We start from the raw sequence: 9555 nt of genomic DNA, 5'->3' as shown, positions 1-9555 counted from the left end.
GCAAAACCGGGATCCTCGCCAGCCGCGCCGACAAGCAGGAGCGAGAAAAGGCACAAACGAATGCGCCGGCGCTGGCTCGTAACCTTGAGAGCTATCTGCGCAAGCGGGAGGAGGCGGAACGCAAGTTCGAGGTCGAAGAACGTGCCGTCCGTCTGAACGTCGCGATCGATATTCCCGCACTGGCGCCAAACGCAAAACAGACATGGGACCGCGTTCGCGACGCGATCGCCCAAACCGATCTGCCCGCCGGCCTCGAATATGCGCTCGCCGACAAAATGGTGAAGGCGGAACTGGAGGGTTTCGCCAAGGCGGTATCGGACCGTTTCGGCGAGCGGACCTTCCTGTCGCTTGCGGCGCAGGACCCCAGTGGACAGACCTTCAATGCCGTCACGTCGGGAATGACTGCCGGACAGAAGGCGGAGGTGCAATCGGCGTGGAATTCGATGCGGACGGTGCAGCAGCTCGCCGCGCATGAGCGCACGACCGAGGCGCTGAAGCAAGCGGAGACCCTGCGTCAGACGAAGAGCCAGGGGCTCTCGCTCAAATGAAGACATCCGTGTTTGCGTTTGGGACGCGACGCGCTCCAAGGGCGCATGCAGTCGTGCTCTTGGCCTTGGTGGCATCCATCGTTGGCGGCGGTGTTGCTTCCGCAATCGTCGGCGGTTTCCGCGTCAACCTGACACCGAGCGAACCCCTCGGCCTCTGGCGTATCGTGGCGCTCGATCGCCCGGCTGCTGCCGGAGACCTTGTCTTCATTTGCCCTCCGCAAACTGCGGTGATGATGGCGGCGAGAGAGCGTGGTTATCTCCGCTCCGGAACGTGCCCAGGCGGCATCGCGCCGCTCATCAAGTCGGTCGTCGCCGTTGCCGGGCAGCATGTCGAAATCGGCGCCGGCGTGACGATCGATGGGCGACCGGTCCCTTTGTCCGATCTGAATGACATCGCGAACGCGCCGGCCCCTTGCCGTCCGTTCGATCGAGATAATGAGATCGACCGCCTCGCCGATCACCTCCTGCATCGGCTGTTGGCTGGCTTCGGCGGTCAGTTGCTCAAGGCGGCGGAGCGCCGACATTGCAGTGTTGGAATGGATGGTCGCGACGCCACCAGTGTGGCCGGTATTCCAGGCCTTAAGCAAAGTGAGCGCAGCGCCGTCACGGACTTCACCCACGACGATCCTGTCGGGACGCAAGCGCATGGTGCTCTTCAAGAGCCGCGCCATGTCGACCGTATCGCTGGTATGCAGGAGAACGGCGTTTTCAGCCGCGCACTGAATTTCCGCAGTGTCCTCAAGAATGACGAGCCGATCCTCCGGCGCGGATTTGACGATCTCGTCGATAACTGCGTTTGCGAGCGTCGTCTTGCCTGAACCGGTTCCCCCGGAAATAACAATGTTCAAGCGCGAAGAGATTGCACTGCGGATCGTGGACGCCTGATACCCGCTTATCACGCCAGAGCCCACATAGTCTTCAAGCGGAATGAGGCGCGAGGCACGACGGCGGATGGTGAAGGCAGGGTTGGCGACCACGGGGGGCAAGAGCCCTTCAAAGCGGTGGCCGCCGATCGGCAGTTCGCCGGAGATGATCGGTTGTTCCGGGCCGACTTCGGACTGAAGCGCATGCGCCACGGTTCCGATCACCATTTCTGCGGCGGCTGCGGACATTTCGCCGGCGGGAGCAACGCCATGACCGAGTCGTTCGATGTACAGCCTTCCGTCCGGATTGAGCATGATCTCAACGACATTTTTGTCGTTCAGCGCAACGCATAGCTGATCGCCGAGCGCCTCCTGAATTTTGCGGACAAGCCGCGGGTGCGAACGAAGCTGGTTCACGGATTTCTCCTTACGCTGATTGGCTGAGATGGGTGACTTCAGAGCGATAATTGGAGGGGCGAAGCTTAAGGAATATGTCCGCATTGGCGGGCAGCGTGCCCGCCACGGCTATCGTCATGCCGATCTTCTTGGGCTCACCCAAACGCTGCAGCGGCCATCCGACACGAGCGAGGATCCGCTCGAATCGAACGTCAGTCACAGTGACAATCTCGGTGTAGCCATTCGCCACGCACCATTCGATGATGCCTGCGAACATGGTCAGCGTCGTCTCATGGACCGACCCGTCTCCCGTTCTCTCCGTAAGCGTCGTGTCTACGCAGAAGCGGGAGCTCTCGATCATCGCCGAATGGGCATGGAGCCGTCCTCCTGGAAGGAGCGACGAAAAGACGTTTTCGGCCATTGTTGGACCCAGGGTTGGAAGAAGCCTGGCGCAGCCCGCAACGCGGTTGTCGGAAGAGACCGCGAGGATGTAAACGGGCCGGAGATTGTCGAACGAATCCTCCTCTCGGCCATCGACAACGTCGACCTCCCAGCCGAGCCGATCGGAAAAGACATGTGCCCGCAAGGAGTGGTGGGCATCGAGGAGCTGGTGCTCGCGATGAGTCCTTGCGGTAGAGATAGCGATCATATGCATGATTTTCTCCGTCATTGAATGACGGCTGGGAAATGAGCACGGATCGAAGCGGTGCGGCAGTTGTCGAATTCTACAAGGTCGGTTCAGCTGTGCCGCATCGCCCATTTGTCGAAAGTGCGATGACATCCCATGGTGGTCTGCCAGCTCATTCGCGTTCGTTACTTGTAGGATTCACAGGAGAACAATTCGAGATCAAGGACATAGGAGAGCTGGGCTAACCCTCGGAGCGGAAATACAAAAATCGGAAAAACCGCTTGTGCATCATTCCCAAGCCTTTAACCACTTGTTAACTCTAAACTTCTGGACGCGTTTGGGAGAATCATGTTCTATCTCTGGCGGGCAATGGCCGGTAAACCGGTTGAAGGCCGCCAAGAGGAACAGATGGCGATAGCAAACCGAGTAGAATCAGTTGTCGGCTCCAAGGAAGATGCTGGCGGCAAAATCATGCGTCACGCAGGGCTTCTGTCCGGGCAATTGCAGCAGCTCAGAACTCGCATGTATCCTCCAAAGTCGGAAAAGATCCTGCGTCCGTTTCTGACCAATGAAGTATCGAAGCTCACGTCTATACCCGATTCCACCCTGAAGCTCATGTCTACCGAAGGACGTGGACCGGTTCCCAGCAGGCTGGAGAATAACCATCGCGTCTACACGCTGGCCCAGATCAATGAGCTGCGTGAGTTGTTCGCAATGCAGAAACCTGCGGACGCCTTGCGATTCCTTCCTCGCCGTCGCGCCGGCGAGCATCTCCAGGTCGTTGCAATAGCCAACTTTAAGGGCGGCAGCGCAAAAACCACGACCTGCGTTCATCTCTCCCATTATCTCGCGCTTCACGGTTACCGCGTCCTTGCACTGGATTTGGATCCTCAAGCATCCCTGTCCGCTATGTTTGGTGCTCAGCCAGAGATCGACGTTGGGTCAAATGAAACGATTTACGCCGCCCTGCGCTACGATGAGACCGAACGTCGTCCAATCCGCGATATCATCCGCAAGACATACTTCGATGGCATTGACCTCATTCCGGGAAATCTGGAAGTCATGGAGTATGAGCACGAAACGCCACGGGTTTTGGCGAATAAGTCGAGCTCGGGCGCAATCTTCTTCGAGCGATTGAAGCTAGCCCTTTCGGAAGTCGAGACGGACTACGATCTCGTGATCCTCGATACTCCGCCGTCGCTCGGCTTTCTAACCCTGAGCGCGATATACGCGGCGACGAGCATGATCATAACGGTCCATCCGGCCATGCTGGACGTCGCATCGATGAGCCAGTTTCTTCTCATGATGGGCGATCTGATTAGTGTCCTCAACGAGAGCGGCGCCCAGCTGGATCAGGATTTCATCCGTTACTTGGTAACACGGCACAACCCAAATGACGCTCCGCAGTCACAGGTCGTCGCGATGCTTAGGCACTTGTTCGGCGCTGATGTCTTTTTGCCGACCGCCATCGAGAGCACTGCGGTCGAGGCCGCCGGCCTAGCAAAACGTTCGATATACGAGCTCGAGATGGGACAAATCGGTCGTGATACTCAAAAACGCGCTCGTGAGGCGGTAGACGCCGTAAACGAGGCGATAGTTCGCCTCATCAACGATAGCTGGGGGCGGACATGAGCAAATCACCCCGCAAGTCCATTGTCGCCAGCTTCGGGCTGCTTTCCGCAGAGCTGGAGAATAGCCAGACAACTGACCAGCAGCCTGAGCCTCCGGCTCTGCCTTCCGGCAATCGTGTCGGGGCTGGTGTCATTGGCGCGGCCCACCGGGCAATCGACGACATCAGATCAGAGCGAGATCGGTTGAAGGCTCTTGTCGAGGCGGGCGGCGGTGCGGTTCGAGAGCTGGATCCTTCTCTCATTGACCCCTCCCCTTACCCAGACAGGCTGCCCGATGATGACGGAGCGAGTTTTGAGGCGTTCAAGCGGTCGATTGAGACTGAGGGACAAAAAGTTCCCGTCCAGGTCCGTAAACACCCGTCGTTAGCCGGACGGTATCAGATCGTCTACGGTCACCGGCGCTGGCTTGCTGCCAAGCAGCTCGGCAAGCCCGTTCGAGCCATCGAGGTGGAGATTACCGACCTCGACCTCGTTCTCGCACAAGGTATCGAAAACGCGAGTCGCCAAGACCTGACCTGGATCGAGCGCGCGCTATTTGCATCGAGAATGGATGTTGCGGGGATCAAGCCGCGCCACATCTACGCCGCGCTTTCGATCGAAGACGCCGAACTGGCACGGATGCGGAATGTCTACAGGATCATTCCCGCGGATATCATTGAGGCCATTGGGCGGGCGCCTAAGGTAGGGCGGCCACGCTGGCTCGAGCTTGCCAAGACGGTTGCGGGCGACTCTGGAACGCTTGATGCCCTGCGGGCGACATTGGTTAAGAATGGCGATGCGGCTGAGACCTCCGATCAGAGGTTTCAGCGTGCGTTGAACGCCATCAAGCCGGCAGCGAGTGGGCGTCGGGAGCCGAGCCCGATTACAGACAAGAGCGGCACAAAGCTCGGCGCCTTATCGATGTCCTCGAAAGAAGTTCGAATTTCGGCCGAGGGATCACTCGGTATCGAGTTTTTGAAGTTTGTTGAGGCGGAGCTCCCAGCGCTTACTGAGCGTTTTGCCCGCCTGCGAGAAAACGAGAATTCCTGACAGCTGTCAGGGTTTTGGAGCTTAGTGAGGAAAGGAAGTGTAGCAAAAGAAAAAGGCCCCCAAACGTTGCCGTCGTGGAAGCCTCTCTCTCTGTGTGACAACTAGAGAATCGCATTTCCCCGAATCCTAGTCAAGAGTCTTTGGCACCGTTTTTGGTGAGCGGCTTTCTTTTGCCTCTTAGAAGGTGAAGGAAAATGCAAAGTGAGCTCGTGACGACGCCCTTTGGGCGGCGGCCGGTAACGCTTGCCCTGGTGAAACGGCAGCTCGCCACAAAGATCGAGTCGGGCAAGTCGGCAGATAAATGGAAGATATTCCGCGACGTTTCCACAGCGCGCGAACTGCTCGGCCTCCAGGATCGCAGCTTGGCGATTCTAGACGCTCTTTTGAGCTTCTATCCCGAAAATGAGCTGCGTCAGGACGCCGGGCTTGTCGTGTTCCCGTCGAACGCTCAGCTCACACTTCGTGCGCACGGCATAGCGGGTGCCACGCTTCGCCGACATCTAGCATTCCTAGTCGAGGCTGGGTTGATTCTTCGGAAGGACAGCGCCAACGGCAAGCGCTACGCGCGCAAAGACAGGGCCGGCGCTATCGAGAGCGCATTTGGATTCGATCTGTCGCCGCTCCTCATGCGCTCCGAGGAACTTGCTCAGATGGCGCAGCAAGTTGCTGCGGATCGGAAAGCGTTCAAAAGGGCGAAGGAAAACCTCACTATATGCCGGCGGGATGTCCGCAAGCTCATCACTGCCGCGATCGAAGAGGGTGCGGATGGGGATTGGGAGAAAATTGAGGCTATATATGTTGAGTTGGTCGGCCGCATACCTCGTTCCCCGACGCCGTCCGATCTGGGCGACCTGCTCGACGAAATGAATATGTTGCAGGAAGAAATCCTCAACACATTGGATCTGCAGCAAAAAGCAGAAAATAATAGCACCAATGATGCTCACTATGAGCGCCACATACAGAATTCAGATACCGAATCCATTAATGAACTTGAACCTAGCTCAAGAACTGAGCAGGGCGCGATTCCGAGAGAACGGACGAACGTGCAGCCGAAGGCGTTTCCGCTGGGTATGGTGTTGCGGGCGTGCCCTGAAATCGCGGCATACGGTCCTGGCGGAGTGGTAGGGAGCTGGCGAGATCTGATGGCGGCGGCCGTCACCGTGCGATCGATGCTGGGCGTTAGCCCGTCCGCCTATCAGGAAGCTTGTGATGCCATGGGACCGGAAAATGCAGCCGCCACGATCGCCTGCATTCTTGAGCGGGCAGGGCACATCAACTCGGCTGGTGGATATCTGCGAGATCTAACTTCGAAAACGAAGCGTGACGAATTTTCCCTCGGTCCGGTTCTCATGGCGCTGCTAAGAGCGAACGGAGGCTCTGGCCAGAAAACCGGTTGAGGATCGAGTGAAAACCCTGACAGCTGTCAGGGTTTCGGAATTCTCCAAGCCATGCCATTCTTGGCAACCAAAAGACGGAAGCTGGGGCCACCTGAGCTAGGTGCCGGCAAACAGATTTCGATTACCGAAAACCGAGCCGAGTCCTCCGCCGGGAGAAAAACCAATCAACGCCTTTTCCTAGCGTGGGTTCGCCAACGCACACTACCGGTCACCACAAAACCGCCTCGCCTGAATGTCACCTGGCAAGCCAGACTATTTTCAAACTAAGTGACGTCGATGCGGTTATATTACTATTGCGTCGCCCGCTCGCAATTCGTCGCTTGCGGACATTATTGATGTTGGTCTCTCCGTCGAAAGCACCGATATGTCCGACCAGCCTTTGCGTCAGGGCCGGGGCTTGACGAAGGTGTTTGGCTGGTTTGAATCGTGTCCTGCTGGTAGATTTCAGCCCGTTTGGAATATGAGGAAACGCAATGCCGTCTGAAACTCGGTCGCCGCGCCTGGCGGTCCTGATTGATGCCGACAACACTTCGGCCAAGATCGCCGACGGGCTGTTCGAAGAGGTCGCCAAGATCGGTGAGGCGAGCGTGCGTCGCATCTATGGCGATTTCTCCGGCACGCGCTCCAAGGGGTGGGCGGACGTTCTGGCAAAGCATGCGATCATACCGCAGCAGCAGTTCGCTTACACAACTGGGAAAAATGCCTCCGATATCACTCTGGTGATCGATGCCATGGATTTGCTGCACAGCGGCCGCTTCGATGGGTTCTGTTTGGTCTCCTCCGACAGCGATTTCACACGGCTGGCCGCTCGTATACGCGAGCAAGGGGTCGACGTTTTCGGTTTCGGCGAGCAGAAGACGCCTGAGAGTTTTCGCCAAGCCTGCCGGCGGTTCGTCTATACCGAAAACCTCGTTCCCGGGACGGTCAAGGATGAGCAGAATACCGCGTCCCCCGACAAGCCACTGCAGCCGGCGACCACCGCCGTGCCGTTGATCAAGAAGGTGCTGTCGCAGGAGGATACCGAGGACGGCTGGGTCAATCTCGGCACCGTCGGCAAGCAGCTTCTGAACCTTGCGCCGGACTTCGATCCCCGCACCTTCGGTTTCCGAAAACTCAGCGACCTTATCCGTAAGACGAACCAGTTCGACGTTCAGCAGGCCGAGGGGCGTCCCGTCAGCATTCGTCTGAAGCAACGAGGAAAAAAATAGGGAAACTGAGACGGATGAGCCAAGGGTAGCGCGTGGAAATTCCCGGCGACGCCCACGAACGGATGAAGGTGCAGCTGAAGGCATTTCCGCTGAGTAGTGTGTTGAGGGCGTGCCCCGTAATCGCGGCATAAGGGCCTGGCGGAGCGGTAGAGAGGTGGCGGGATCTGATGGCGGCGGCCGTCATCGTGCGATCGATGCTTGGCGTTAGCCGATCCGCCTATCAGGAAGCTTGTGAGGCAATGGGGCCACCACGATCGCCCGCATTCTTGAGCGGGCAGGGCGGCTGGTGGATATCTGCGAGATCTAGCTTCGAAGACGAAGCGCGCGAATTTTCCCTCAGGCCCGGTCCTCAAGGCGCTGCTAAGAGCGAACGGAGGCACTGGTCAGAAAATCGGTTGAGGATCGATGAAAACCCTGACAGCTGTCAGACCTGACAGCTGTCAGGGTTTTGGTATCCTCAAAGCCACGCCCCATTCTTGGCAACCTAAAGACGGAAGCGCTGGGCCTCCGAGCTAGGTGCCGGCAAAGCAGATTTCGATGCCGAAACCGAGCCGCGCGCATCCGCCGGGAGAAAAGCCAATCAACGTCTTTTCCTTGCGTGGATTCGCCAACGCACACTACCGGCCCTCACAAAACCGCTCCGCCTTCCGGCTCTTCATCGACAAGATTCTCCACGTGCAGAACGGGGAAATCTGCCTACCAAGCCGATTTGGGTGGCTCTCGTTAGGTCTGTGTATCCCGTCTGAGAAGGGCGGTGCGGATCTGCTCAGTCTTACTTGGGGGAGCTGGGGATGGGGCCGATTCGATACCAGAGGCGCTATTCTCGTCGTTATTTCGTTTCAGGTTGAGAAAGCGTCGCTGCGCAACAAGTCGGTCGGCGATCGAAAGTGGTTCCACGGGTTTTCCGTTGATGTCATGGCGCATCGAGTCTGGTTGGCCACTCGCGAAATAGTACCGTTTCGAATGGACAAATGAGCCAACGGCTCGACGCAATGCCGTGGCCCCGACATCAGGCTTTACCAGCGCGCGGATATCGTTGAAGAGGCCAAGCGCGAAGGGACGGATCTGATCGCCTGGTTTACTGGGAAGAATGTCGATCGGACGGATGAGCAGTACGCTGATCGCCTCTGCCTTTTGAACATCGAACTCTGTTGCAATAATGGGTCCGTGGCTGACGGTCCAGGGTTTGTCCATGAGCTCCTACCTTGCGCTTCTTGTCACTACGGATCGATTGTGAAGGGACGTTGACAGCAGCTCTATCTTCTAGCGATCCCCGGCGATATAGGCGTTTTCGACATAGTTCCAGCGCACTTGAAAAGTTACGGAAATGCCGGAAATAAGCAATTCGCGGCAAGCCCGGCGTGGATTAAGATTTTTACCAAGCGGAGGCACCCGCCCGACTCGGTAGCCTTCTGAACTGGCTCTTATGGGCGAAAGAGACCGAAGCGGCGCGCTTCATCCAACAGTGCCCTGACAGAAGACGGTTGCCATTTCCGGCCACCACGCGGCGGCCGCTCATGCATCTGGTCCAATTGCGCAGCAATTTCGCGCAGCGATAGATCAGGATCGGCGATCGCGATCGCAGCGACCAGCTTCATCAGATTGTCCTCCGGCGGCCGGCGAGGAGAGCGGCCGAGCAATTCTGGCTCGGCGAGTCTCTCGCGCACCATCCGGTGGATTGCCCGACGCAAGCGTTCGACCGTCCAGTCGTGACCTTTGCGATTGAGTATCCGCACGACATTATCCCAACTGTGTTGCGGTCGCAGCTGGCGTACGGTTGGCAGCCATGTCTGCGCCGATGAGATCACTTCGTCCAGATAAGCCCGATTGCGGGCGGCTGAGATAGCGCGGACCG

General features: G+C 57.9%; 7 protein-coding genes and 4 pseudogenes. 7 read left to right on the top strand and 4 right to left on the bottom strand.

From position 1 onward, the window contains the following. The coding region (locus C9413_RS21360; RefSeq protein ID WP_170250872.1) for a BID domain-containing protein at nucleotides 1-548 on the top strand (548 nt) is incomplete at its 5' end. Next, nucleotides 545-934 (top strand): annotated as a pseudogene (locus C9413_RS21355) (S26 family signal peptidase); the annotation flags it as partial. The gene C9413_RS21360 and the pseudogene C9413_RS21355, both read left to right, overlap by 4 nt. On the opposite strand, the pseudogene trbB reads toward C9413_RS21355, so the two are convergent. Together trbB and traI are read right to left on the bottom strand one after the other, a co-directional pair. After that, nucleotides 932-1828, bottom strand: a pseudogene (trbB, locus tag C9413_RS21350) (P-type conjugative transfer ATPase TrbB); the annotation flags it as partial. The pseudogenes C9413_RS21355 and trbB overlap by 3 nt on opposite strands. 10 nt (nucleotides 1829-1838) lie before the next feature. Next, on the bottom strand, nucleotides 1839-2462 hold the full coding sequence (traI, locus tag C9413_RS21345; protein ID WP_040114420.1) for an acyl-homoserine-lactone synthase TraI: 624 nt from the start codon (nucleotides 2460-2462) through the stop codon (nucleotides 1839-1841). A gap of 321 nt (nucleotides 2463-2783) precedes the next feature. On the opposite strand from traI, the gene repA reads away from it, so the two are divergent. The 5 genes and pseudogenes from repA to repC (C9413_RS21320) all read left to right on the top strand — a co-directional run. Then, entirely contained in the window at nucleotides 2784-4067 is a 1284-nt protein-coding gene (gene repA, locus C9413_RS21340; RefSeq protein ID WP_040114421.1) for a plasmid partitioning protein RepA, read from the top strand. Next, nucleotides 4064-5095, top strand: coding sequence for a plasmid partitioning protein RepB (gene repB, locus C9413_RS21335; RefSeq protein WP_040114422.1), 1032 nt, complete (start codon nucleotides 4064-4066; stop codon nucleotides 5093-5095). Before repA ends, repB begins: the two co-directional genes overlap by 4 nt. Nucleotides 5096-5289: 194 nt before the next feature. Then, nucleotides 5290-6492, top strand: coding sequence for a plasmid replication protein RepC (repC, locus tag C9413_RS21330; protein ID WP_170250871.1), 1203 nt, complete (start codon nucleotides 5290-5292; stop codon nucleotides 6490-6492). A gap of 473 nt (nucleotides 6493-6965) precedes the next feature. Further along, a complete protein-coding gene (locus C9413_RS21325; protein ID WP_040114088.1) occupies nucleotides 6966-7700 on the top strand; it encodes an NYN domain-containing protein in 735 nt (244 codons plus the stop codon). A gap of 74 nt (nucleotides 7701-7774) precedes the next feature. Beyond that, nucleotides 7775-8099 (top strand): annotated as a pseudogene (gene repC / locus C9413_RS21320) (replication initiation protein RepC); the annotation flags it as partial. Nucleotides 8100-8423: 324 nt separating this feature from the next. Here repC (C9413_RS21320) and C9413_RS21315 read toward each other — a convergent pair. Both C9413_RS21315 and C9413_RS21310 read right to left on the bottom strand, forming a co-directional pair. Then, nucleotides 8424-8894, bottom strand: coding sequence for a ProQ/FINO family protein (locus C9413_RS21315; RefSeq protein WP_040114089.1), 471 nt, complete (start codon nucleotides 8892-8894; stop codon nucleotides 8424-8426). Between the two features lie 230 nt (nucleotides 8895-9124). Next, nucleotides 9125-9555 (bottom strand): annotated as a pseudogene (locus C9413_RS21310) (recombinase family protein); the annotation flags it as partial.

This window comes from Rhizobium sp. SEMIA 4085 (genome assembly GCF_013004495.1).
GTDB classification, from domain to species: Bacteria; Pseudomonadota; Alphaproteobacteria; order Rhizobiales; family Rhizobiaceae; genus Rhizobium; species Rhizobium gallicum.
This window is presented reverse-complemented; position numbering and strand designations above follow the sequence as displayed.

Excerpts from the sequence above, each read along its gene's own strand:
- repA (WP_040114421.1), top strand. The coding sequence starts at position 2,784 with ATGTTCTATCTCTGGCGGGCAATGGCCGGTAAACCGGTTGAAGGCCGC.
- repC (WP_170250871.1), top strand. The coding sequence starts at position 5,290 with ATGCAAAGTGAGCTCGTGACGACGCCCTTTGGGCGGCGGCCGGTAACG.
- repB (WP_040114422.1), top strand. The coding sequence starts at position 4,064 with ATGAGCAAATCACCCCGCAAGTCCATTGTCGCCAGCTTCGGGCTGCTT.
- traI (WP_040114420.1), bottom strand. The coding sequence starts at position 2,462 with ATGCATATGATCGCTATCTCTACCGCAAGGACTCATCGCGAGCACCAG.
- C9413_RS21315 (WP_040114089.1), bottom strand. The coding sequence starts at position 8,894 with ATGGACAAACCCTGGACCGTCAGCCACGGACCCATTATTGCAACAGAG.
- C9413_RS21325 (WP_040114088.1), top strand. The coding sequence starts at position 6,966 with ATGCCGTCTGAAACTCGGTCGCCGCGCCTGGCGGTCCTGATTGATGCC.